We start from the raw sequence: 26,417 nt of genomic DNA, 5'->3' as shown, positions 1-26,417 counted from the left end.
CGTCGTACAATTAAAAACTCTACAGCCTGTACAAAAATAGTTTATCGACAGTTGTTCCTAATACTTCTGCTAACCGGAATGCTAGCGCTAAGCTTGGATCATACTTATTATTCTCAATTGCATTTATCGTCTGTCTTGATACGTTACACTTATCAGCTAATGCACCTTGTGAAATATTCTTTTCAGTGCGTAATTCATAGATTTGATTTTTCACACCGTTTCTCCTAACCTGTAAAATCATTTTTACAACATCAGTATATAGTTGGTACATTTCATTGTCAAAAGATTTCCATAGAAAAAGGAAGCAAACATGCTCCCTCACGATACCTATTTCGAAATTAAAGAATTGGTTAACTCCTTTTGATTTGCGTCTTCTTCTTTATTTATAATATTTTCACTTATCTTCATGCGTAAAACTGGTACAATCGCTAATAAAACAAATGACATCGCTATACAAAATACAATAACTAGTGAAGTCATTTCCTTCAATCCCCCAGCTAGTGAAGTTCCAATTAGCATTGCACCCATAAACAGTGGTAAAATTGTCCCATTTACCCTTCCAATCATATTTTCTGGTACAAGTTGAATCATAATCGTACCGACAACGATATTGACACAGGCTAAACAAATACCTGTTCCAAATCGCATCAAACTAGTAACCCAAAATGATGTAGACACCCCTTCGACTAAAAATGAGATTGCTAATATACTCATACCAAATACAAACATCTTTTTCGGATTTACTTTTGAAGCGAAAACTGCAGCAACAATACCACCGATTAGCATACCTATTCCATCCGCTGCTGCTAAATATTGAACAGCTTCTTTTTCCATGCCTAAACGTTCGATTACAAGGAATACTTCTAATGGGTTCGTTAATCCGACTGCTAAACCAATAATAGTAAAAGTAATTGTAATCATACGTAAATTTCGCGTGTGAAGAACGTATTTCCATCCTTCTTTTATATCATTTTTTAATGACCCTCTCACTGCTTGCTCTTGTTCAACCCATTTTGGTAAAAACGAAAGGACAATAGCCGATAACAAAAATAAAATGATCAAGCTATATAGTGACGTAAATAAACCAAGTTGTGTATACACAATTGACCCTACAACTGGTCCGAAAATCATAAATAACGACTGTAACGTTTGGTTAAATGCAATAGCACCCGCTACCTGTTCTTCTTTTACATAACGCTTAAATATACGTGAAGATGACGGTTGAGAAAACTGACCTACAATTGCGGAAACGAGTGTTGCGAAAAATATAGCCTGCCAATAATCAAGCTTTAACAACAAGAAAATCCCTATAATAGATAGTACGCTTAATACATCTCCAGCAACCATCGTTCTCTTCGGATTCCAGCGATCTGCTAATGCACCACCGATGAATGAAAAAATAAAAATTGGTGCATATTCCATAACCGACAATAAAGAAACTGAAACCGGATCATTATTCGTTCGCTCCATAATAAAATACAAAAGAGCCATATTTCTGATCCAAATTGCAAATTGTTGTAAAATATCAGATGCCATAACGAGCATAAATGCTCGGTTTTTAAATAAAGCGTTCATTTTCATTCCTCCCTTATAAACCGACCGTTCGGTCTAATTTATTTTGTAAGAAAAGCAGCTGACTTATTATTCAGATGCCATCCCTTGTAACAATACATCTATTGCCTTTTTATAGATACGTTTCAGCTCTTTATGATCTAATTCGTAGTAAAGTACTCCAAGCCCCGATAATAATCCATTCACAATATACATCAAATCGCGCGTATTCTCTTCACGAAACTCTCCAGACCGTATGCCTGCTTCAATTAATTTCTCAAACATAACATATGATTCTCTAGTTAAAGCTAACAGTTCATCCAGAATCTCTTTACTTACAACTTGGCTCATAGAGAATTCCTCTATTGCATTTGAAATTGGTTGCTGTATGTCCTCTACGTAATATTCTGCGAGACCATATAATTTCTCAATATTAGTAACATACAACTTCTCTTTTTCATTCCATTTCTCAAGCCAATCATACGTATGCTGTTTCACTACAAATAAAAATAATTCTTCTTTACTTTTAAAGTGATAATAAATACTTCCTTTACTTCGCCCTGTAACTTCACAAATATCTTCCATAGATGTAGCTGCATAACCTTTTTGTGAAAACAGACTTTCTGCTTTATATGCAATTTCTTTCTTTATCTCTTCTGCACTTCTTCTCATATTCACACCTCACTAAACCGACCGTTCAGTCTAATAATAACAAATGAAAAACCTCTATCGCAAGAGGCTATATCCCTTATTTAAGAAAATGTATTTTCAAACCAAACTCAACTGAAATGTATTGCTCCAAATTCAATCCCGGTTTTAACAAGAAATACACCTCCAGCAACTAATATGAATAATGCCACTTTCCCTTTGTTTTTTACTTTCGATCCCCTTCCCCTCATTACGTTTATAAAATTTAAACAAACGTTTGTTTAACTGGTGTTATGTATATGTAAGCCAACTAATCAAACGTTTGTTTAAAAAGAAATACGCCCATATAAGGCGTATTCTCATCAATCCCCGCCACCACCGCAGCTACCTCCACTATCTCCGCCAAAAGATCCTCCGCAATCATGCGAGCCACCATCATGTGAACTATCACTATCAGATCCAGCAAAGAAAAATGATGGTGATGAGCTGTTAGACGTACTATGTGTATTACTCTTTTTAGTAAGATTTACTCTTCGTTTATTTGATCTAACTGATGCTGCAATCATCCAAATTAAAACACAAAATAGTAATGCCGCTATAACAAACCCCATATAAAAACCTCCCTTATTTTTCTAACAACTGAAGTACTCTCTCAATATTTTCAAGTGAAATAAAGCGCGATTCACGAAGAATTTCTTTCCCATTATAAAATAATAAAACTGTCGGCCCTGTAAGTACTGAATACCGCCCTGCAATCTCTTGCATGTCTTGTAGTAATATCTCTACTTTCTCTACGTGATCATAATTCTCTAATACGTAGTTTACTTTTCTTAACATGACATCACAAACACCACAATTTTCCGTTTTAATAAACAAAAGTACTAATTGTTGTTCTTCAATATATGTTGCTAATTCTTCTATCGTTTCAAATTTACTCATCTTATCCCTCTTAACGTAATTTACGAAATACTTTATCTTGATACATATGAAATGCTGAACTATCTTTAACCTTTCTCTTTTCCATTAACTGCTGAAATCGCAGCGTTTTTACCGTTAACTCTTCTTGTAATTTCTTTCTCTCTTCCTCATCATAGCAACAAGCGATTAAATCCTCTATTTTCAATATATCTTTTTGCATTTCCATTTCTGGTGGAATCATCCCTGCATTTTTCAAGATTTTATAACTCATTCTTAATTCTGGAGGTACCATTGAAAGATCTTCTAATTGTAGTGGTTTTCCTTGTCCCGGAATATTGTCAAGATCACCATCCCGTATTGCTTGACGAATTTTTTCCTCAGCAATGTTCAAAAACACATCCACACTATCCCTCCTTTACATATTTTTACTATTATTTTACATGAAATTTCATCATCCTGCTATGTCATTCAAGATTGACTTCATACAATTTTCCCAAGTTTATTTAAACGATACTCGAACACAAATAATCATTATGAAATTACTAATGTATAAAAAACGGTGATATCCCTTCTCGTAAATCCATTACAATCGATGACGAAATCACAAGAACCCCCGCCAAACTTCTAATTTTGCGAAAAATTGAAAATAGATATTATAATAACCTATTATAATTATATTCGGTTTACAATATGAAGTTTATGTGAAGTTCATCTGAAGTTTACATGAATTCCTTTTAAGTTCTATTGTCTTCCCATACTAATCACATTATCCTTTACATATAGGAATCATTTTTATTCCATTTCAAACTATCTATATATATAAAGAAAGATAGTAGCCTATTAGGGAAAGGCATCTAGTATTATTATAAATATAACCAAAGAAAAAGCACTCTTATGGTACGCTTATAAGCGCACCATAAGAGTGCTTTTTCATACAATTCTCTCGTAAGAGTTCTTGAAAATCATGTTAATCACAAAGAAAAGGCATTAGCTCATAAAAGCTAATGCCTTTTCTTTATTCATATTGTTAAACGTTCCATTCTTCTATATTCCATATTTTCGTTATCCATGCTTCATAGAAAGATGGCTCATGTGAAACAATTAAAACCGTACCTTTATATTGTTTTAACGCTTCCTGTAAAGCCGTCTTAGTCTCTGTATCCAAATGATTAGTTGGTTCATCTAAAATTAAAACATCAGCTTTTTCTATTTTTTCATGTAAGGAGCCAATACTCTTAAAATTTCTTCCTTATCCTTCTTTAACTCCAGCGATGTTAACATATCCATCGTTCGCGGCCTAAGTAATTTCACTTGTACCTCTCCAACAATTGATGCCGGTCTTTGAGATAAAATAAATACGCGATCAGAAAGCAAAATTGCTTCATCTAAGTCATGTGTAACCATAACAATTGTCTGCTTTTCTTGGTGCCAAGAGTTTAAGAGCCAACTATGTACTTCCATTTTTGTAAATGCATCTAGTTTTCCAAAAGGCTCATCAAGCAGCATAATGGGCTTTTCACATAAATATGTGCGAAGGAAACTAATTCTTTGACGCATTCCACCTGATAACTCCTCTGGATAATGGTCTGCATATTCATCTAGCTCAAACTGTTTTAATGCTTCCATTCCTTCTGTCAGCCTTTGTTTTTTAGGCTTTCCTTCGATTTCCAATGGAAGAACAATATTTTGTAAAGCCGATCGCCACGGCAGTAATAAATCTTGTTGCGGCATATAACTAACAACATCTTGTTTTTTTACATGCTCCTCGTTATAAAACACTTCTCCATTCGTTGGCTCTTCAACACTCGCAATCATATTTAACAATGTGCTTTTCCCACAACCACTCGGACCTACAAAAGAGACAAACTCTCCCTCTTGTATAGAAGCACTAATATTTTCTAATACATTCTTTCCATCGAAAGCTTTTACAATATCTTTTATTTGTAATCCACTCATTTTTCACTTGGAAGGAATTCATTTGTAAAGGCATCTTTTACATCAATTTTCTTTTTAATAACTTTGTTGTCATATAAGAAATTCATGTAATTTGTCCAAATCTCTTCCTTCTGTACTCCCCACGCTTTTGCATCATCTTGATACTTTGTACTTAACCACTTTTGGCTTTCTTGTACTAATTCTTTATTCACATCTGGAACAGCTTTAATTAAAATATCCGCCGCTTCTTTCGGTTCTTTAATTGCAAAATCATAACCTTCTGTCGTTGCAGTCATGAACTTTTTCACAAAATCTTTATCTTGCTTCGTATGTTTTTCACTTGTAATAATAACAGGACTATAGAAATCGAGCGCTGGATCTAAGTCTTTCACCATAATTGCATTTAACTCTTTTCCTTGACGCTTCGCTTCAATTCCATCCCATCCGTAATAAATCCATTCAAAGTCTGCATCGCGGCCAATTGATTTGAAGAAGTCTGTTTGTCCAAGAATAATTTTTTCGACTTTATTAAAATCAGCTTGATGTTTATCCATAATTGTCTTTAACGTCGCCTCTTCCGCTGGTCCTCCCCAGCCGCCGTAACGTTTACCTTCAAAATCTTTTGGTGACATCATATTATCTTTTTTAAGTGATGCAAAAGCTGAAGTATTATGCTGGATAATCGCTCCTACAGATACAACAGGAATACCTTCAACACGAGCTAACGTTACATTTTCTTGTGCACTTATTGCAAAATCAGCTTTTCCTGAAGCTATCATTTGTTCCGCTGTAACATTATCACCTGGTTGAATAATTTCTACATCTAATCCTTGTTTTTTATAATAATCTTTCGTCTTCGCTACGTATAAACCAGTATGGTTTGTATTCGGGAACCAATCTAAAACGACTTTCACTTTCTTTTCTTTGCTTGTATTCTCTTCTTTCTTCGCCGTATTACATCCGGCAACACCAACTGCTAATAATGCAGCTAACATAATTTTCAAACCTTTTTTCATTTTCTGCCGCCCTTTCTGTATATCCATGGTGCTGTTATTCTTGCCATAAATTCAACAATAAAGTACAGGAATAATGTCACCATGACGATAATCGCTGCAACACCAAATACACGAGCTGTTAAAAAGGATTTTGTCGCTCTTGTCAGCATAACTCCTAATCCTTCACTCGCTCCAAGCCATTCCCCAATAATCGCTCCCATCACACTATATGTAACAGCTATTTTTAAACCTGAGAAAAAGTACGGGAGCACCGCTGGAAATTTTACTTTCTGATAAATTTGCCACTTTGTCGCCTTCATCGTTTGTAACAACTTCAGCATATTTTTATCTACCGTTTGGAAGCCTTCTAAAATGCTAAGCGCAATTGGGAAGAAACAAACAAGAATAACGACCATTACTTTTGGCAACATTCCGTACCCAAACCAAATAATAAATAATGGTGCGAGCACAACGATTGGAATTGTTTGCGAAATAACGAGCAACGGATTCATTAAAATCCGAAATAAAGGGATGACATCCATAATGATAGCAATACTCGTCCCAAGTAAAATTGCAAAAAATAACCCAATTATTACTTCCTGTAACGTTTGCACTGTATTCGGTAATAGTAAATCTTTCATTCCAATTAACTCTTGCACAATTGCAGACGGCTTCGGTAAAATCCACGGCTCAATTTTAAATAATGAAACAGATCCTTCCCATATAACAATGAGAAGGATAAGCCAAACTGTTGTGATTATTTTAGATCGCTTCTGGTTTTGCATATTCATCACGGTACTTCCAAACTTTTTCGTCAATCGTTACGCCCGTACTTGGACGATAGTGAATTTTAATAGAAGTGATCACTTCTTCTGCTCCAGCATCGACGCAAGCTTGTTGCGCGCGTTTAATGACGTCAAGAAGTACATCTAATTCTCCTTCCAACGTTGTTTCCATTGCCCCTACTTCATAACGAACTCCCGACTGTTGTACAACTTCAATTGCTTTATCAACAACGGAATACACATCTTTGTTCTTCGCTTGTGGTACTACTGAAAATGAAATTGTAACTTGTTGTGACATAATAAAATCCCCCTTACAAAATATGGTTTCCAAAAAAAGAAAAGGCTTTCCTACCATGTAGGAAAGCCTTGTATACAAGTTATTCTATAATAACTTATGCTACATCACTTTAAAGTAACTCCCTACGCTGGCATTATCCAGATCAGGTTGAGGGTCGATGTATACTTACATCCTCTCAGCCAATTGGCTCCCCGGTTCTTAATTCGTTTTCATTGTAGCATGATTTATTTTATTGAACAAATAAAAACATATTGTATTATTTAATCACCTTTGGGAAATAACCAACTTTTTCACCGTGAGATAATAACTTTTGAATAAACTGCTTATCAATTGCTGGTACCGACAGTGCTTTCTCATTTATCCATTTACTCGTTCTGCGAGTACCCATTACAATTTCAGATTGCTCTGCTCCATCTCCGGCAACTTGTGAAGCAATTAATTCTGCTATTACTTCATTTCCCTTCGCTAATTCAAGTCCTGTATCTACATATTGCGAGAGCGGGATCATTTCAAGGTCGTATCCACATTCCTTAATTAGTTGTATAAAATGTTCAAATTCAACTTGATGTGGATGACAAATATGCAACGTCTCTCCTACAATTTGTGGATCTTGTAAATACGATACAATTGACTTACTAGCAAAATCAATTGGTGTAAAATCAACTTTCCACTTCACGTTTGGTGCCTTCCCAATTAGAAGCATCGTTTTAATAAGACGATAAAATGCATTTCCTTCAATGTTTTGTTGGAATGAACCCGTTTCTGAATGACATGCTAGGTTACCTGCACGATAAATGTTCCCTTGTATGCCGTTCTTCAAAGCTTCACGAACAAGATTTTCCGCCTGTAGTTTACTATCGGAATACACATTCTCTAACTCTACATTATAATTAAAATCACCTGTTTCCATATATGTACCCCATTGCTCTACCGCTAATTCTATCGGAATACCAATTGTAGAAATAAAGTGGAATGTAGCACCATTCTCAGCTAATGCTAGCATGCGGCTCGTGCCTTGGACATTCACATTTTCAAATTGTTTTACATCTCCAAAATGTCTTACATCTGCACCGCAATGAATTACCGTATCAATCTTAGAGCGAATTAACATAAACTCCTCTTCACTCATCCCAAGATACTTTTCTCCAAGATCACCAGGAACAGCCTGTATACGCTGTAACCACTCTTCACATATATCACTAAAGTAACTTGCTAATGTATCGATAATTCTTTGCTGCACATCTTTTGTCGGTCTTACTAAACAATAAATAGTAGCAGATGTATCTCTCAGTAATTCATATAATATGTGCGATCCCAAATAACCAGTGGCTCCTGTTAAAAAGACATTTGAAATGTGGGTATCTTCCAAAGCATTTGAATACGTAATAGTATCAGGCTCGTGAATCACTTTATATTCACGGAATACTTCTTCTACCTCTATTTTTACTTCCCTCTCAATTCTAGCTAATCCATATATCGTTCTTTCTTTAAAGAAATCTTGAATTGTTAAATGTGAAAAATCTTCTTTTAACAATGTTAAGACTCGCAATACCTTCAATGAGTGTCCACCAATCGTAAAGAAATCATCATGTACTCCAATTTTTGAAACCCCTAATACCTCCGCCCAAGCGCTCGCTATCTGTTTCTCCGCTTCAGTAGAAGACGCAACATATTCTTGTAGACGGACCGGCTCGTACTCTTCTTCTAATTGGGCTAACTTTTTAACATCAATCTTTTTATTTGGTGTAAGTGGTAATTTATTAATATAAATTAGTTTAGATGGCACCATATAATCCGGTAACTGCTCTTGTAACTGATAAACTAATTCTGGTATTTCCTTTTTATTCAAAGTTGTATAGAATGCGATTAAATATTGGCTACCTTCCTTGCTCTTCTTAGCGAAAACAGCATTTTCTTTTATATTATGATTTTGAGAAATTTTACTTTGAATTTCTCCCAATTCAATACGATGTCCTCTGATCTTTACTTGATCATCTTTCCGGTGTAAAAACTCTATATTTCCATCTTCTAATAGTTTAACAATATCACCTGTTTTGTATATATTGACTATAGGATTAAAAGGGTTTGGAATAAAAGCTTCAACTGTTTTTTCAGGCTTATTAAAATACCCCTTTGCTAATCCTACTGAATCTATATACAATTCACCAGGTACACCAATTGGACAAAGATTCATATTCTCATCCAAAATTATAACTTGATAATTAGCACATGGCTTACCAATTGGGATACTCGCATCATCCTCATTCAACTGACTAGGTATTTGATAGGTTGTCGTCACTACAGTACACTCTGTTGGTCCGTATACATTATGAATTTCAACATTTGTACCTATTCTTTCTCTCCACAATTTAATAACCTCTACAGGCAACATTTCACCGCCAATAGCAATTCTTTTTAAGGAAGCTAGCTTATATACATCTTCTTTTGCTAAATAAGTTGCTACTTGTCGAACAAAAATTGTCGGCAACGCCAAGATTGAAGTCGCTTTTACTTTATGGATTGCAGTTGCAAATGCTTCTACAGACAATCGCTCCTCCTCTAATAATACATACAAGTTTCCTCCGCAAAATAAAGAAGCGAATGACTCCCATACAGAAGCATCAAAGCTAAAGGAAGGAAATTGTGCAAATACATCTTCTTCTGTCAATTCATATTGCCTTTGCATCCAAGTGTACAGGTTAATAACACCTCTATGTGCTAACATCGTTCCCTTTGGATTTCCTGTTGAACCAGATGTATAGATCATATATGCTACATCATCACAATGAATAGACAACTTTACATCTGTAGCCTCACAAGTTTCACTATCATAAATTGAGACAGTTTGAACCTCATCACATGTTATAGGTGTTTCTTTCATTAAAATAACTTTCGCTTGGCTATCTTGAATAATGTACTGAATTCTACCTTCTGGATAATCTGGATCAATTGGAACATACGCTGCACCAGCTTTCAATATGGCCACCATACTTACTACTGTGTCTATGCTACGTTTCATAAATATTCCAACATAGTCGCCTAACTGCACACCGTTCTTAATTAACAGATGGGCTATTTGATTACTTTTTTTATTTAGTTCCTCATATGTTAAAGTACCCTCTTTTGAAGATAAAGCTGTACGATTCGGAAATTGAGTAACAGTTTTGTAGAACATATCGACAATACTTTTCTCAGGGTATACTGCTGTCGTGTCATTCACTAGATTATAAAGTGCCATCTCGGCCTCTGTAATAATATTAAAATGCTTTATATACTTACTTGTATTTTGTAATGCATCAATTAAAACACCATTTATTTGTTGTGCATAACGAATAATTGTTGTCTCTTTCCAATTAACACTATTAAATATCATTTCTACACTTTGCATATTTTTATTCAATACAAATTGTAACGTATTCTTGTCTTGTAAATCATAATACGTTTCACCAATAATAATAGGTGAAATTTCAGATGAATTATTACTGTTTTGAAACTCTCCTATTTCTTCCTCATTCATTCCTTGGATTTGCTCCACTTGCTCTACAATCTGCAAATTCAAACTTTCATAGGAGAGATAATTAGAAACTTCAATAGTAATAGGAAATAAACTTCCTCTTGTATGATAGAACACGATAATGTGCTTTTCTTTAGAAATATGATATAACCACGTTACAGTTGCTCCTATTAAATCTACAATATGAGTCAGTTTTGGAGATGGTATAGTTTTTCCTTTTATTCTAAACTCCATCTCCTGCGCATCTTTAGGTATTTTAATACTTCCTTCTACTTTTCCTAAAAATTCTTTTACCATCTCATTATAAGAAATCGCTAATTTCATATTTATGTAAATTCCTTTCCTAAATATAATAAAGGTGTGAAAATCCACACCTTTTTTCATCCCGTATTTACAGGCAGATTGGTTCAATTCATAATCAGAGGGCTGGATAAACCAACCCCTGATTAGAATTTCACTTTCTCCTTATTCGCTTTTAAACTCACCAATTAGCTCTTGTAATTCCTGAGAAAGCCAACTTAAAGAAGTCGCCAATTCTGCAATATCTTGTACTGATATTTCTTGCTCCTTCATACTTTCTTCAACATTACTACTGCTATTCGCATAAGTATTCGCAATATGTGATAATTCATTTACGACTTGAACGATATTCTGGCTATTTTGTAAAATATCACCTGAGTTGCTAGAAACAGCCCTAACTTGATCTGTAACAGACTGTGCTGACTTTGAAATTTTCTCGAAGAACGCACCACTACTTTGAACAAGAGTAATTCCAGATTCTACTTCTTTTGAACCTTTCTGCATTGAAACTACAGCCTCTTCTGTTTCAGCTTGCGTTTCACTAATTAATTTCGCTATATCTTTCGCTGACGTTTCAGTTTGTTCTGCTAATTTGCGTACTTCATCAGCAACAACTGCAAACCCTCTTCCAGCTGCTCCAGCACGTGAAGCTTCGATAGAAGCATTTAAAGCTAATAAGTTTGTTTGATTTGAAATACCTGTAATTACAGTTACAATATCACTAATTTCTTTTGACCTTGTTTCCAACGAATAAATGATGGAAGATAAATCTTTTACTGCATTTTGGATTAAACTCATTTGATTAATAATTTGTCCAATCACTTCATTACCTTCAATTGAATGTTGCTCCATACCTTCTGAGGCAACTGCAACTTGTTTCGCTGCCCCAGTTATCTCTTCTACCCTATTTTCCATTCCATGCACAATTCCTAGGCATTGTTGTACTGAATTTCCTTGAGACTGTGCCCCTACTCTTAAACCTTCAATAGAACTTGCAATCTCTTGAACTGCCATGCTGTTTTCCTCCGTACTTGCCGACAATTCTTGTGAAGAAGAAGAAACTTGCTCAGCGGTCTGCCTTACTTTATCTATAATCCCTTTAAACTTCTCGATCGTGGTATTGAAATAAACATTAATAATTCCAATATCATCTGGTCTTTCTTTTAATTTAATACTTAGATCACCTTCACCAATTTTACGTAATCCCTCTCGTAAATCTTTTAATGGAGCTAACGAGTTACGTACGATAAAGAATTGAGTAATAGTTGCAATTGCTAATGAAATAATAATAAAGAGTAAACCTTGTATCATAAACTTCTTCTTCGTACTAGGAACGATAGAAGCATCTAAGTCAGCCGCAACAATTGCAACAATATTTTTTTCTCCATCTGTAATTGGTTCTAATATTGTCACCCATGAACCTAATTCATCTTCATATACTTCTGTCATTTGTGCCTTTTTCGTATCTATCACTTTGTCGTACGCCTTCATCCAATGAGCTGGCTGTTCATAATAGTCTCCTGGCTTTACAGGTACCGCATTGGTTAGCTCTGTAGTCAAACCAACGAGTTGTAATTCTCGTTTTTCATTTGGCTTTGCTCCTGTAACATACGTTTGTCCAACACTTTTCAACTCTTTTGTCACTTCATCTAATTGCTCTGTTAATTTTTCTTTTTTCACTCTTTCTGCTGTAGGATCTTTCGCCATATCTTTAACTAATTCTGCATCCAGGTTATGTAATACTATTTCTCCTGTTTCAATAGACTGTCTTTCAAATAAAGACATCATACTATTTTGAAACATATTGAAACTTAACGCACCCATACTTCCAACAAGCGTCAAAATAACTAATACGGTTAATAAGACGTTCTTTTGAAGAAACGATAACTTATGCCAATACTTTTTCATTAATATCCACCTTCCTTAATTATTACAAATAAAAAAACAAAATATATGAATATTTTGTTTTAAAATGATTCTCAATATGTTCGAGAATAAAAAAAGACCAATGAAAAGAGCATTGGTCAAGACCAACCCTATCCGTCCGGTAACTGGCTAGCGTAGCCTTTCGACCTTAGCTCCTGTAGTTTTGCGTCCTAATGTTTCCATCAGTTTGCCTTTCTCGCTGAACGAGTTGAACGATATGGGAGTTCTATGAGAATTAAATTATTCTCTATCAAATATTACAACATAAAAATTAAAATGTCCATCTATTTATAGATGTAAATATAAAGTTTTAACGTGTTATTTTTTCGAAATAATTTAACAAAGTACATGAATGTTACATTTCTTGTGTTATATAATAAAAAATGTATATAATACAAGGATTATTCCGGATATTTACTTAATTTCCATTTAAATTAAACTATCCGAATATATCTTAACTTACGAATTTCGGAGGTAGTTTATCATGTTTTGGCTACAATTTCTTACGTTACTACTCTGCATTTTTATTGGTGCACGCCTAGGCGGAGTTGGTCTAGGAGTAATGGGTGGCGTTGGTATGGCAATACTTGTTTTCGTCTTCCACTTACAACCTACAGCTCCTCCTATTGATGTAATGCTTATGATTTTAGCAGTAATTACAGCTGCCGGTGCTTTGCAAGCTGCTGGAGGAATGGATTATCTCGTCCACCTTGCTGAGAAAGCATTACGAAAAAATCCAAAGCGCATTACATTTTTTGCTCCTATTGTTACTTATTTATTCACGCTATGCGCAGGAACTGGTCATGTCGCTTATTCTGTACTTCCCGTTATCGCCGAAGTATCTCGTGAATCAGGAATTAGACCTGAACGACCAATGTCAATTGCCGTTATCGCTTCCCAGCAAGCAATTACAGCTAGTCCAATATCGGCTGCAACAGTTGCACTTTTAGCAATGTTAGCCGACTATAAAATTACCTTGTTAGATATTTTAAAAGTCAGTATCCCTTCTACTTTCATCGCTTGTATGGTAGCTGCATTCGTTGTTAGTAAAATGGGAAAAGAATTAAATGAAGACCCTGAATACTTGAAGCGATTAAAAGAGGGAATGATTCCTAAACTTGAAGAGAAAAAAGAATTTGTAGGTTCAAAAGGCGCGAAATTATCAGTTATTCTTTTCCTAGTCGCAACTTTCCTTGTTGTACTTCTCGGTTCATTTGAAACACTTCGTCCAGGATGGATGGTTGATGGGAAATTAGTTAGTCTGTCAATGCCAAACACAATTGAAATGGTCATGTTAACCATTGCTGCTCTTATTATTATTTTCTGTAAACCAAATGTGGAAAGCATTGTAACTGGTAACGTCTTTAAAGCAGGCGCAACAGCAGTTGTTGCTATTTTTGGTATCGCTTGGATGGGAGATACTTTCTTCAACGGAAACTTAAATATAATTCAAGGATCAATTCAACACTTAGTGACAAGTGCACCATGGCTATTTGCTATCGCACTATTCATTCTATCTATTTTACTGTATAGCCAAGCAGCAACAGTTCGTGCTTTAATACCACTTGGACTATCACTTGGTATTCCGCCAGCACTACTTATTGCAATGTTCCCTGCAGTAAATGGATACTTCTTCATTCCAAACTACGGGACAATCGTTGCTGCAATTAATTTTGATCGCACTGGTACAACAGGAATTGGTAAATATGTTTTAAATCATAGCTTTATGATTCCTGGCCTAATTGCAACCTTTACTTCTATCGGAATTGGAATGCTCTTAATTTCAATTATGTTTTAAATAAAAGCACAAACCTACAATTCTAAAGGGTTTGTGCTTTTTTAATCAAACGTTTGTTTAAATAAAGTGAAACTTTAATCAGTGGGATTTTGTTCATCCCCCACTGATTATTAGCCCGCACCAATCGGGCTTTTACCGGCGTAAGACTCCCACAAATAGCAGGATAAACGAAACAACTCATTTTGCGACTCTACAAACTCTTATTTACTTCCTCAACTAATTTCTTCGTACTTTCATACGCAGATTCCGCTAAGCTAATCGCTGAAATAACTGAAACACCATCCGCACCCGCTTCTATAACAGAAGCTGTATTTTCAATTGTAATCCCACCAATCCCAACGATCGGTATTGTAATCTCTTGTTCCCTAAAATACTTTAGACCTTTCGTTCCTTGAACCGCTTTTGTATCTTTTTTCGTACTCGTCGGGAAAATTGGACCAACTCCTAAATAATCGGCACCATTTTCAATCGCCCAGCGTGCTTCTTCAATTGTATGTGTAGATACTCCAATAATTTTATCTCCCATTTTTTTACGAACAGATGTAATTCCTTCATCATCTTGTCCAACATGCACGCCATCTGCATCTAACTCGAGGGCTAGCTCCACATCATCATTTACGATGAATGGTACACCGTACTCCTTGCAAAGCGCTTGTAGTTCTTTCGCAAAATCAATACGTTTCTCTCCCGTTAAAGCCCCTTCTCCCTTTTCACGAAGTTGAAAAATTGTTATACCACCTTCTAGTGCATCTCTCAATACTTGTAGTGGCTCCTTCGTACAATTGTTACTTCCCATAATAAAATATACTGGTAATAACCTAGACATTTCATCCATTGTAATGCGCGACATCTAGTTCCTCTCCTTACTGTATAACCTCAATCTTTCCATACTTCTCAATATCATCTGAAGTTGTATTCGCTAACTGATTTAAAAATTCAATTTGAAAGCTTCCTGGTCCATTCTCTACTGTTTTCGAAGCCGCTATTTCTGCTGCTACTCCATAGAATGTTAATGCGGCTACTGCTGCCTTTACATAATCCTTTTCTACCGCTACAAATGCTCCTATTACAGAAGTTAGTAAACAACCTGTTCCAGTAACTTTCGTTAAAATAGGATGTCCATTTCGAATAAGAATAGTTCGTTCTCCATCTGTAACAACATCTTCTTCTCCAGTAATTACCACAACTGTATTTAATTCAGCCGCTGCCTGTTTTGCAATATTTACAACATTACCATTTCCAGTACCAGCGTCTACACCTTTAATTTCCCATTTCTCATTAATAACATTAGCAATTTCAGCTGCATTTCCGCGAATAACAGCTAAATCTATTTCAGCTGGAATATATCTCGCAACTTCTGTTCGATAAGAAGTTGCTCCTGCCCCAACTGGATCAAACAATACTGGTACCTCATTCGTATTTGCTGATTTACCAGCAAGTAACATCGCTTCTACCTCTTCAGGCCGAAGTGTACCCATATTTAATACAAGGGCTCCTGCAATGCTAGCCATTTCTGCTACTTCTTCTTTTGCATACGCCATTACAGGCGATGCCCCTAATGCTAATAAACCGTTTGCTGTAAAATTTGTTACAACAACATTTGTAATATTATGAACGAGCGGATTAGACTCTCTTACCAAATCCACTACTTTACTAATTTCTTTCATATTCATCCTTTTCATCTCCTAACTATAGTGATGGGAGATACACAAAAAGGCACTTTGCGCGTACGCAAAGTGCCTGAACATGTGCTTTTACACTCTCCCTACGCTGGCATTATCCAACAGGTTCAAATGGTCAATAACGGACTAGTAGTCATACTCTCAGTTTGCATCCACAAACTCCCATGTGTTTATTATTCATCTACTTCAAAGTCTACTCTTATTCTAATAAAATAACAAGTTCTTTACTTTTATAGAATGATAGAGATCAGAACTCTCCTGGTTCAACCATTCTTCGCCTTTATATAAGTAAAACTCTCACACGTATATTTCACCACAAATAACTCAAACCGTCAGCAAGACTGAATAGAACAAAGATGTATGCTATATTTAACGTATGGAAATTTGAAAGGATGTTTTTAAATATGGCAAAAAGTATTGTAATTGCTGAAAAACCTTCTGTTGCACGTGATATCGCACGTGTACTGAAATGTGATAAAAAAGGGAACGGCTATCTTGAAGGTAGTAAATATATTGTTACTTGGGCTTTAGGTCATCTCGTTACATTAGCTGATCCAGAAAGCTATGATGTGAAATATAAACAGTGGAATTTAGAAGATTTACCAATGCTACCGGAGCGTTTAAAACTAACCGTTATTAAACAAACAGGGAAACAGTTTAACGCTGTAAAAAGTCAGCTTCTTAGAAAAGATGTAAATGAAATCATTATAGCTACTGACGCCGGTCGTGAGGGAGAGTTGGTCGCACGCTGGATTATCGATAAAGTTAAAATGCAGAAACCGATTAAACGTCTATGGATTTCATCTGTTACCGATAAAGCAATTAAAGATGGCTTCGCAAATTTAAAACCAGGAAAAGCATATGACAATCTATACGCTTCAGCTGTCGCACGTTCAGAGGCTGACTGGTATATCGGGCTTAATGCGACTCGAGCATTAACTACTCGCTTTAATGCCCAATTAAATTGTGGTCGTGTCCAAACACCTACTGTAGCCATGATTGCAAGCCGTGAAGATGAAATCAAACATTTCAAAGCTCAAACTTACTATGGTATCGAAGCTCAAACAGCTGAGAGATTAAAGCTAACTTGGCAAGATACAAAAGGAAATAGCCGTAGCTTTAATAAAGAAAAAACTGATGCAATCGTGAACAAAATTAGTAAGGAAAATGCTACTGTTGTAGACATTGATAAAAAACAAAAGAAATCGTTCGCTCCTGGTCTTTACGATTTAACTGAACTACAACGTGATGCGAATAAAATATTTGGTTACTCTGCGAAAGAAACATTAAACATTATGCAAAAATTATATGAACAGCATAAAGTTTTAACGTACCCTCGTACAGATTCACGCTATATTTCATCTGATATTGTCGGAACACTTCCAGAGCGTCTGAAGGCTTGCGGAGTTGGAGAATACCGTCCTTTAGCACATAAAGTATTGCAGAAACCTGTAAAATCTAATAAATCATTTGTTGATGATAGTAAAGTAAGTGATCATCACGCAATTATTCCAACAGAGAGCTATGTAAACTTCTCAGCTTTCACCGATAAAGAACGTAAAATTTATGACTTAGTTGTAAAACGTTTCTTAGCTGTTTTATTCCCGGCCTTTGAATATGAACAACTAACATTGCGCACGAAAATTGGTGACGAAACGTTCATCGCACGTGGAAAAACGATTTTACATGCTGGTTGGAAAGAGGTTTATGAAAATCGATTTGAAGATGATGATGCAATCGATGATGTAAAAGAACAAATCTTACCTCGCATCGAAAAAGGCGACACATTAAACGTAAAACTAATTGTCCAAACATCAGGTCAAACGAAAGCACCTGCACGCTTTAATGAAGCAACATTACTTTCAGCGATGGAAAACCCAACAAAATACATGGATACGCAAAACAAACAACTTGCTGACACGTTAAAGTCAACTGGTGGATTAGGTACTGTAGCAACGCGTGCTGATATTATCGACAAGTTATTCAATTCGTTCTTACTTGAAAAACGTGGTAAAGATATTCATATTACTTCAAAAGGCCGTCAGTTACTTGATTTAGTGCCAGAAGAACTGAAATCTCCTACACTAACTGGTGAATGGGAGCAAAAGTTAGAAGCTATCGCTAAAGGAAAATTAAAGAAAGAAGTATTCATTTCAGAAATGAAGAACTATACGAAGGAAATTGTTACTGAAATTAAATCAAGCGATAAAAAATATAAGCACGACAACATTTCAACGAAGTCTTGTCCAGACTGTGGTAAACCAATGTTAGAAGTAAACGGTAAAAAAGGAAAAATGCTTGTATGCCAAGATCGCGAATGTGGTCACCGTAAAAATGTATCCCGCACTACAAACGCACGCTGTCCTCAGTGTAAAAAGAAACTAGAACTTCGTGGTGAAGGAACAGGCCAAATTTTCGCATGTAAATGTGGCTATCGTGAGAAACTTTCTACATTCCAAGAGAGACGAAAAAAAGAATCCGGCAGCAAAGCTGATAAACGTGACGTCCAAAAATATATGAAACAACAGAACAAAGAAGAAGAACCATTAAACAATCCATTCGCAGAAGCATTAAAGAAATTAAAATTTGATTAAACAAAAAGGTTCCTACCACTATCGGTAGGAACCTTTTATTTTTAATGAATAATTTTACTTCCTTTTGCGTTCTCAACAAACTTTTCACTTGATTTGTTAATTGGTTTTTTCAGTAATAATGCAGCCACAACCATGATTACTACGAAAACACTTAACACAAGTAAATCTCTAGTTACTATATCCCAAAGCATTCCACCTACTGTTTCACGAATTGCACTAATAGCATATGTGAACGGTAAAAACGGATACAGTGCTTGGAAGAACGGCGGTGTCATTTGAATTGGGAACGTGCCGCCCGATCCTGCTACTTGCAGTACAAGTAAAATGATCGCCATCGATTTCCCAACGTTTCCGAAAATAGAAACGAGTGAGTACACGATACAAACAAATACTCCCCCAATAAATAAACTAAATAACACAAACCAGAATTTATCGACTACGTACGTACCGAGTAAGAATATATCACCCATCGATACGATAAACGCCTGTGAAAGACCTATCGTTAAGAATGTTAATAAACGTCCGAAGTAAACCTCATGGCTCTTATAATTCGCGCCCTCTTCGTGTACTTCTACCGTTAATAATGAAACCATTAATAATGCGCCTACCCATAATGCAAGCACTGTATAGAATGGTGACATTGCTGAACCGTAGTTCGGCATTGCAAATAATTTATTCTCTTTTAAATTTACTGGATTTGCAAAGTAGTCACTTTGCTTTTCAACATCGTTTTTCAATAAGCGTATGATGTCTTTTATATCCTCTTCAGATTCAAAATCACGAATTTTATCTGCTAATTCTTTAATCTTTTTCTCAGTAGCTGGCATTTCAGCTTTAATATCTGCAATTTTCTTTTGACCATCTACTAAGCCTTTTGATGAGTCTTCAAGTAATTTTTTCACATCTGGAAGCTTCTTATCTGCCTCGCCTAAAATTTGAGTTGTATTTTTAGACATCTCTTTTGTACGAGCAATTGCTGTGTTAAAGTTTGGAACAATTTCTGAATCATATGTTGCTAAGAAATCTCCTAATTGAGCTGAAGCATTTTTAGTTGCTTCATTAATACTTTCTACAACCTCTTTTGTAGGCTTCTGTCCATTGTTAATTAGTGTAGTTGCCTTATTCGTTGCATCTATACCTTTTTGAACAGTATTTTGTGCTTTATTCAATTTTGCAATTCCATTATTAAGGTTTTTGCCACTATTTACATCTGCTAATACCTTATTTGTGCTTTCTAGAACCGGAATCGCATCACCAATTAGATTCTTAGTAGCTTGTAATTGACCATTTAAATCGTTTAAAGCTACTTTTGTGCTATCTAATCCATTAACACCTCTATTATTTACGTCTGCTATAACACCTTCAAAATTATTTTTTGCCTTATCATATTCATTTTTCACAGTATCGTATGCTTCATTTGCATCAGCTTTAGCTTGATCAACTGTGCTAACTGCTTTTTTATAATCTGCTACAAATGTTTCACTGTAATCTTTTTCAGCTTGATCAATTAATCCATTTGCTGCATCTAGTTTTTGATTTGCTACATCTGTTACATCTTTCTTTACTTCTTGTCCTGTACCAATAACATTTACAATATCTTTAATACCGTTGTTTGCATTTTCCATACCGCTTTTAAGCTTAGTTAAGCGATCCACTCGCCCTTGGAAAAAGCTTTGACCAAAATCAGTCGTAGCCGATTTTTGAAGTTCAGTAAATACATTTATAAGGTATGCAACACTATCTGTACGACCTTGAAGATTTTCAGAAACCGCATTAAGATCTTGCTTTGCCTTTTCTGGATCAAACTGTCCATTTTGCAATCCATTCACAACACTTTTTCCATATGCTGTTCCTGCACGTGCTGAGTTTAAAACATTATTCACCGTTTGATTAATATTTCTTGCAATATTTTTATAACCTTCATCATTTAACTTTGAAAGATCTGGACGTGCTGGAAACTCAGGTAATCCCTTCATACCAGAAAGGTCTATCCCTGGATTCATTAAAAAGTTCGTAAACGTATTTGCTTTGTCCATTACATCTTTAGCCGTTGTTAAATGATTTCGTATCGTCCCAGGTGCATTTTGCAATGTTTGATCGTTGTTTGCAAAGAACTTATCTAAATTCCCTAACGCTTCTTGCCCATCATTAATAACACTTTCTACAACTGGTAACTCTTTTTGCGCTACTTTCACAACATCTTCTGCTCGCGTCGCATCATCTAATGCCTTATCCACAAGTGTATTCATTTCTGGGAACTGTGCTTCTAACTTAAATACGAGATCCTTGACCTTTTCAATACTCGGTAAGTTAGTTTCTAAATCGATTCCAAGGTCATTGAAGATTTTAAAAATCTCACCGTTTGCTGTTTTAACAAAGTTTTTACTAACCTCTTCTGTAAGACCCGATGCACCTTTAGCTGTAATTTTCGGTGCAATCGCATTTACTTTTTCATTTACATAGTAATCAAGTTCTGGTTTCTGTGGATTTTCATTCAAGACCGTTGCAATCTTTTCAGAAAAATCTTTTGGAATAGTAATACTTGCGGAATAATCTCCACGCTCTACTCCATAAATTGCTTGCTTTTCATCGACAAACTTCCATCCAAAATTTTTGTCCTTCTTAAGTGAATCTACAATTTCTTTCCCGATGTTAATATCTTTCCCTCTTAAATTTGATCCAACATCTTGGTTAGAAACTGCAATCTGGATTCCTTTCGTATTTCCGTAAGGATCCCAAGAGGCTTTAATGTTAAACCATGCATATAACGATGGTAAAATCATTAACCCTAAAACAATAACAATTGCAGCCCAATGTTTGGCTACATTCCGTAAATCTGTCTTATAAATACGCCAAATCTGTTTCATATAAGTTATCACCTAATTATATATTTTTCCTTCTTTAGAAAATGATACATGCATTTTGCAATTATATCACTTTCTACATCGTGGATTAACCGAAAACGCACTATTTTTTCCATTAAATATTTCACTTACTTCATTATATAACGAAGTAGAAAAAGTATGCATACAAAATGACCAAATTAGTTTTACATTCAATAATAACAAATATATAGGAAATGTCATAAAAAATACAAGTATTTTCTCTTGGGAATACTTGTATTCACAAAAAATCCTCACAGCTTTTCATTATCTGTGAGGATTTCTTCTATTATATACCTAATTGTACTTCTACACCGAAATGATCAGAAATTACATTTCGATTTGTTCCATTAAAAATGACTTTTGAAGAATTAATTGTTTTACTTTGAGTGCTTAATATTAGGTCGATTCGTAAGTTTTGTTTATTTTCATCCCAACCAGCAATCTCTCCTTGGACAGTCGTTCCTTCATCCTTCTCTATCGCTAGTTCATATGTGTCATATAAACCTTTTTGCATCATATACTCATAACCCTCTCCTTCCAAACGAGCATTGTTATTAAAATCACCCATTAAGAAGGAAAGTTCATTGCTATTTACACGCTCCATTAAACGATCAACTTGGTCTTTGAATGATTCTTCTTCATCATTCCACCAACCAAGATGGCAAGAATAAAACGTTATATTCTTATCATTATAAGCAATTGTTGCACTTACAATTTTGCGTGTTTTCCAATACGTTGTATCCTTATTTTTTGAGACAAAGAACGTATCTTCCTTTACAATGTTGTGCTTTGTTATAATTGCTAATCCTTCTTCGTACACATCATATCCAATATGAGAGAAATCCCAAATAATATTGTATTCTTTTACGTTTAATGCTCTTAACTCTTCTAGCAGTAAAAGCCCAAAATTATCTTTTTTCTTGTTACCGCATACATTTTCAGCTTGTATAGACTGACTTACTTCTTGCAATGCGATCACATCATAATCTTCTTCTTGAATTACTTTAGCAAGATACTTTATTTTTTCAATTTGATTCTCTTCTTGCCAAGAGTGACAATTTAAAGTTAGCAATTTCATATTATTACGCACCTAACATATCTTGAATATCTGACTTTAATACGTCAGCTTTCGGGCCATATACTGCTTGTACACCTTTATCTTTTACAATAAGTCCTAAAGCACCATTTTGTTTCCATTGTGCTTCTGGTGCAACAACATCTAAATCTTTTACTGTTATACGTAAACGTGTCATACAAGCATCTACGTCAGCAATATTATCTTTTCCGCCCAATAAATCAATAACTTTTGTTGCTAATGAACCATCTTGTACATTTCCTGTTCCTTCTGATGACTCATCTTCATTATCAATATAGTTACCTGCACGTCCTGGTGTTGGTAAATTGAATTTTTTAATTAAGAAATTGAATAACGTAAAGTTAAGACCGAAGAATACTAATGAAACAATGACAAAGTTAATTAAATCTCTTGTTAATCCTGCATTGACCATCATTGGTGTACGTGTAATTAACTCAATAAATCCAAATGCATGAACACGTAAATCAATTAAATCTACTAATGCGAATGCAAGTCCTGTTGTAATTGCATACACAACATATAATACTGGCGCAATAAACATGAACATGAATTCAATTGGTTCTGTTACACCTGTTAAGAATACCGCTAATGCAGCTGATAAGAACATTGGTTTATATTTTGCACGTTTTTCTTTATCAACATTACGGAACATCGCAAATGCAATCCCCATTAACGCTGCTGTTGAGCCGATAACTTGTCCAGCTTTGAAACGAGCTGGTACAACGTTATTTAATAAATCGTTATATGCTTTCGTATCTCCATTTGCTAATAAGTTATTTAAATCTGTAATCCATGCAAGCCATAATGGATCTTGTCCTGCTACAACTTGTCCAACTTTTGAACCAGTTAACATCGTATATGTTCCGCCTAGCTCTGTGTAGTTCATCGGAATCGTTAACATATGATGTAATCCAAACGGTAATAATAAACGTTCTAACGTTCCGTATACAAACGGTGCAACAATTGGTGCACTGTCTTTAGATGCTGCAATCCAGCGACCAAATTCATTTAATCCACTTTGGATAAATGGCCATACAAGTGATAATACAATCGCAGTAACTGTAGACCATACAATTACAACGAATGGTACGAATCGTTTTCCATTAAAGAATGCTAATGCCTGTGGCAGTTTATTATAGTTATAGTATTTGTTATATAAAGTAGCTCCTAGGAAACCTGTGATAATCCCTACGAACACTCCCATGTTTAATGCTGGTGCACCAAGTACAGAAGTAAAGTAATCTTTTACAAGTAAATCTCCTGCTAATGATGAAGAAACTGTCGCTTTTGAATCCGCTAACATTTGAGCGTTTACGCCAAATATAGCTCCTGTAATTCTGTTTGTTAAGACGAATGCTAACAGTGCTGCAAATGCACCACCTGCTCGATCCTTCGCCCAAGATCCCCCAATTGCTACTGCGAATAAAATGTGTAAATTTGTAATAATTGCCCAACCGATGTCTTCCATTACTCGAGCAATTGTATGAACTGCGTTAATATCCCCAGCAGACATCCCAATTAACTTACCGATAGAAATCATTAAACCAGCTGCTGGCATTACAGCTACAACAACTAATAATGCTTTCCCGAACTTTTGCCAAAAATCAAAAGACGTAATTTTCATCTGTTCTTCCTCCCCTTTATTTATAACAACATAATGATTTAAATTATAATTTCTGTTTCTCTTATGAAAGCGATTCCTTATGTTACTTTTTTATCTTTACGCAACCGTTTTCATAAATCTATTTTAATAAAAGCGTTTTCACATTGCAATAGAAATTTATTTTTTTTCATAAAAAAAGATGCTCAAGGAGCATCCTTTTTCATTATAAAACGCGATAAACCCTTGTTTCATAAGGTTTCAACGTGATTGTAGTTATTTGTTCATGTTCCGCAACTTCATAGTTATTTAAAAGCAAACGTTTGCGTTCTAATGCGAATAAACTCTCATTATACACAGCTTCCTCTTTTGAGATATTACTAATTACAATGACTTTTTCATCCTGTAACGTACGTGTATACGCATAAATTTGTGGATCATCTTCTAAAAGTAAATCGTACGTACCGTAGTTCAACACATCGTGCTCTTTTTTCAAGGCAATCATTTTCTTATAGAAATTGAAAATAGACTTTTCTTCATTTTTTTGCTTTTCAACATTAATTTCTTTGTAATTTGGATTCATGCCAAACCAAGGTGTACTTGTTGTGAAACCAGCATTCATCTCATCGTTCCACTGCATAGGTGTACGTGAATTATCGCGGCAAGAAGCCCATATAATTTCCATCATATCTTGATGTGATACGCCCTCTGCAATTTTCTCGCGATATAAATTTTTAATTGCTACATCATCGTAATCTTCAATATTTGGTAACTGAACATTTGTCATACCAATTTCTTGTCCTTGATAAATAAATGGTGTACCGTGCATAAAGAAATACATCGCTCCTAGAGCTGTTGCACTTTCACGCCAATATTGTTTATCATCTCCCCACGTTGAAACGATACGTGGTTTATCGTGATTCTCAATGTATAAAGCATTCCATCCTTTATTTTCTAATCCTTTTTGCCATTTCGTTAATACCTTTTTCAACCCTACAACATCAAGATCTTTCTTCTTTTCTGCATCCCATAAGCTTAAATGCTCAAACTGGAATACCATATTGAATTTACCTTGCTCTTCTCCAACCCAAAGCTCAGCATCTTCAATTTTAACGCCATTAGCTTCACCAACAGTCATAATATCGTACTTAGAAAATGTATTTTCTTTTAACTCTTCTAATAAAGGTTGAATACCATCCACATTCATATGTTTATCAAAAGATGGCACATATTTTAATTCTTTTGGATTTGGCATATCCTTGAGGCCATCTTCTTTCTTAATATGACTGATCGCATCCACACGGAAACCATCAATTCCTTTATCAAGCCACCAATTAACCGTATCGTATAACACTTCGCGAACTTCTTTATTCTCCCAGTTTAAATCTGGTTGTTTACGTGAGAATAAATGTAAATAATATTGTCCTGTTACTTCATCGTATTCCCATGCCGAACCATTAAAAATACTTTCCCAGTTGTTTGGTTCCGCACCATCTTTGCCATCATGCCAAATATACCAATCACGCTTCGGATTGTCTTTAGATGAACGCGATTCAATAAACCATGGATGTTCATCACTCGTATGATTAATAACTAAATCAATAATAAGCTTCATATCACGCTTATGAACTTCATCTAGTAAAGCATCAAAATCTGCCATTGTACCAAACTCATCCATAATGTCTTGATAATCACTAATATCATAACCATTATCATCATTAGGTGACTTATACATTGGACAAATCCAAATTACATCTATACCTAAATCTTTTAAATAATCTAGTTTTGCAATAATACCTTGTAAATCTCCAATACCATCACCATTTGAATCCATAAAGCTACGTGGATAAATTTGATAAGCAACTGCTTCTTTCCACCATGTTTTCTTCATA

The 26,417-nt window shown here is 35.1% G+C and carries 21 protein-coding genes, 1 pseudogene and 3 riboswitches; of the genes and pseudogenes, 2 read left to right on the top strand and 20 right to left on the bottom strand.

Annotated features, from left to right (window positions below):
• Positions 1-19: 19 nt before the first annotated feature.
• The 14 genes and pseudogenes from ACFVQC_RS23130 to ACFVQC_RS23065 form a co-directional block, all read right to left on the bottom strand.
• Positions 20-271: a helix-turn-helix transcriptional regulator gene (locus ACFVQC_RS23130; protein ID WP_377891139.1), complete on the bottom strand. Its 252-nt coding sequence runs from the start codon at positions 269-271 to the stop codon at positions 20-22.
• A 56-nt stretch (positions 272-327) separates the two neighbouring features.
• On the bottom strand, positions 328-1,575 hold the full coding sequence (locus ACFVQC_RS23125) for an MFS transporter (RefSeq protein ID WP_377899370.1): 1,248 nt from the start codon (positions 1,573-1,575) through the stop codon (positions 328-330).
• Positions 1,576-1,641: 66 nt separating this feature from the next.
• Positions 1,642-2,223 carry a TetR/AcrR family transcriptional regulator gene (locus tag ACFVQC_RS23120; protein WP_377899369.1) on the bottom strand — a complete coding sequence of 194 codons (582 nt, stop codon included), beginning with the start codon at positions 2,221-2,223 and terminating at the stop codon, positions 1,642-1,644.
• A gap of 107 nt (positions 2,224-2,330) precedes the next feature.
• Positions 2,331-2,450 (bottom strand): histidine kinase, encoded by a 120-nt coding sequence (locus ACFVQC_RS23115; protein ID WP_377891132.1) that lies wholly within the window; start codon positions 2,448-2,450, stop codon positions 2,331-2,333.
• Between the two features lie 111 nt (positions 2,451-2,561).
• Complete coding sequence (locus ACFVQC_RS23110; RefSeq protein ID WP_377891130.1) at positions 2,562-2,810, bottom strand: hypothetical protein; 249 nt, start codon at positions 2,808-2,810, stop codon at positions 2,562-2,564.
• A 13-nt stretch (positions 2,811-2,823) separates the two neighbouring features.
• The gene (locus ACFVQC_RS23105; protein WP_002113668.1) at positions 2,824-3,138 is read right to left on the bottom strand and encodes a thioredoxin family protein; all 315 of its coding nucleotides are present in this window, start codon (positions 3,136-3,138) and stop codon (positions 2,824-2,826) included.
• A 10-nt stretch (positions 3,139-3,148) separates the two neighbouring features.
• On the bottom strand, positions 3,149-3,520 hold the full coding sequence (locus ACFVQC_RS23100; protein ID WP_377899368.1) for a DnaJ family domain-containing protein: 372 nt from the start codon (positions 3,518-3,520) through the stop codon (positions 3,149-3,151).
• 624 nt (positions 3,521-4,144) lie between these two features.
• A pseudogene (locus ACFVQC_RS23095) lies at positions 4,145-4,327 on the bottom strand (P-loop NTPase family protein); the annotation flags it as partial.
• Complete coding sequence (locus ACFVQC_RS23090) at positions 4,324-5,073, bottom strand: ABC transporter ATP-binding protein (RefSeq protein ID WP_377891125.1); 750 nt, start codon at positions 5,071-5,073, stop codon at positions 4,324-4,326. The gene ACFVQC_RS23090 and the pseudogene ACFVQC_RS23095, both read right to left, overlap by 4 nt.
• Positions 5,070-6,068, bottom strand: coding sequence for an ABC transporter substrate-binding protein (locus ACFVQC_RS23085; protein ID WP_377891123.1), 999 nt, complete (start codon positions 6,066-6,068; stop codon positions 5,070-5,072). The genes ACFVQC_RS23090 and ACFVQC_RS23085 overlap by 4 nt, the downstream gene beginning before the upstream one ends.
• Positions 6,065-6,838 carry an ABC transporter permease gene (locus ACFVQC_RS23080; protein ID WP_377891121.1) on the bottom strand — a complete coding sequence of 258 codons (774 nt, stop codon included), beginning with the start codon at positions 6,836-6,838 and terminating at the stop codon, positions 6,065-6,067. Before ACFVQC_RS23080 ends, ACFVQC_RS23085 begins: the two co-directional genes overlap by 4 nt.
• On the bottom strand, positions 6,810-7,130 hold the full coding sequence (locus tag ACFVQC_RS23075; protein ID WP_000082898.1) for an MTH1187 family thiamine-binding protein: 321 nt from the start codon (positions 7,128-7,130) through the stop codon (positions 6,810-6,812). Before ACFVQC_RS23075 ends, ACFVQC_RS23080 begins: the two co-directional genes overlap by 29 nt.
• A gap of 102 nt (positions 7,131-7,232) precedes the next feature.
• Positions 7,233-7,334: riboswitch (TPP riboswitch) on the bottom strand.
• A 52-nt stretch (positions 7,335-7,386) separates the two neighbouring features.
• Positions 7,387-10,968, bottom strand: a complete 3,582-nt coding sequence (locus ACFVQC_RS23070) for a non-ribosomal peptide synthetase family protein (protein ID WP_377899367.1) — start codon at positions 10,966-10,968, stop codon at positions 7,387-7,389.
• A gap of 141 nt (positions 10,969-11,109) precedes the next feature.
• Positions 11,110-12,852, bottom strand: coding sequence for a methyl-accepting chemotaxis protein (locus ACFVQC_RS23065; protein ID WP_377891117.1), 1,743 nt, complete (start codon positions 12,850-12,852; stop codon positions 11,110-11,112).
• A gap of 135 nt (positions 12,853-12,987) precedes the next feature.
• A riboswitch (cyclic di-GMP riboswitch) is annotated at positions 12,988-13,072 on the bottom strand.
• A gap of 282 nt (positions 13,073-13,354) precedes the next feature.
• On the opposite strand from ACFVQC_RS23065, the gene ACFVQC_RS23060 reads away from it, so the two are divergent.
• Positions 13,355-14,668: an anaerobic C4-dicarboxylate transporter family protein gene (locus ACFVQC_RS23060; RefSeq protein WP_377899365.1), complete on the top strand. Its 1,314-nt coding sequence runs from the start codon at positions 13,355-13,357 to the stop codon at positions 14,666-14,668.
• Between the two features lie 190 nt (positions 14,669-14,858).
• On the opposite strand, the gene thiE is transcribed toward ACFVQC_RS23060, so the two are convergent.
• Positions 14,859-15,518, bottom strand: coding sequence for a thiamine phosphate synthase (gene thiE / locus ACFVQC_RS23055; protein WP_078185157.1), 660 nt, complete (start codon positions 15,516-15,518; stop codon positions 14,859-14,861).
• 13 nt (positions 15,519-15,531) lie between these two features.
• On the bottom strand, positions 15,532-16,341 hold the full coding sequence (gene thiM / locus ACFVQC_RS23050) for a hydroxyethylthiazole kinase (RefSeq protein ID WP_377891112.1): 810 nt from the start codon (positions 16,339-16,341) through the stop codon (positions 15,532-15,534).
• A 72-nt stretch (positions 16,342-16,413) separates the two neighbouring features.
• A riboswitch (TPP riboswitch) is annotated at positions 16,414-16,526 on the bottom strand.
• 228 nt (positions 16,527-16,754) lie between these two features.
• Here thiM and topB point away from each other — a divergent pair.
• Positions 16,755-18,944: a DNA topoisomerase III gene (gene topB / locus ACFVQC_RS23045; RefSeq protein ID WP_377891110.1), complete on the top strand. Its 2,190-nt coding sequence runs from the start codon at positions 16,755-16,757 to the stop codon at positions 18,942-18,944.
• Positions 18,945-18,985: 41 nt separating this feature from the next.
• On the opposite strand, the gene ACFVQC_RS23040 is transcribed toward topB, so the two are convergent.
• The 4 genes from ACFVQC_RS23040 to ACFVQC_RS23025 form a co-directional block, all read right to left on the bottom strand.
• Positions 18,986-21,811 carry a YhgE/Pip family protein gene (locus tag ACFVQC_RS23040; RefSeq protein WP_377891108.1) on the bottom strand — a complete coding sequence of 942 codons (2,826 nt, stop codon included), beginning with the start codon at positions 21,809-21,811 and terminating at the stop codon, positions 18,986-18,988.
• A 304-nt stretch (positions 21,812-22,115) separates the two neighbouring features.
• A complete protein-coding gene (locus ACFVQC_RS23035; protein WP_377891106.1) occupies positions 22,116-22,907 on the bottom strand; it encodes an endonuclease/exonuclease/phosphatase family protein in 792 nt (263 codons plus the stop codon).
• A 4-nt stretch (positions 22,908-22,911) separates the two neighbouring features.
• Positions 22,912-24,549 (bottom strand): PTS transporter subunit IIBC, encoded by a 1,638-nt coding sequence (locus ACFVQC_RS23030; RefSeq protein ID WP_016103422.1) that lies wholly within the window; start codon positions 24,547-24,549, stop codon positions 22,912-22,914.
• A gap of 202 nt (positions 24,550-24,751) precedes the next feature.
• The gene (locus ACFVQC_RS23025; RefSeq protein WP_377899364.1) at positions 24,752-26,416 is read right to left on the bottom strand and encodes a glycoside hydrolase family 13 protein; all 1,665 of its coding nucleotides are present in this window, start codon (positions 26,414-26,416) and stop codon (positions 24,752-24,754) included.
• Between the last annotated feature and the right edge of the window lies 1 nt (position 26,417).

The organism is Bacillus sp. NPDC057893, assembly GCF_042796455.1.
In the GTDB taxonomy this organism is placed as follows: Bacteria; Bacillota; Bacilli; order Bacillales; family Bacillaceae_G; genus Bacillus_A.
This window is presented reverse-complemented; position numbering and strand designations above follow the sequence as displayed.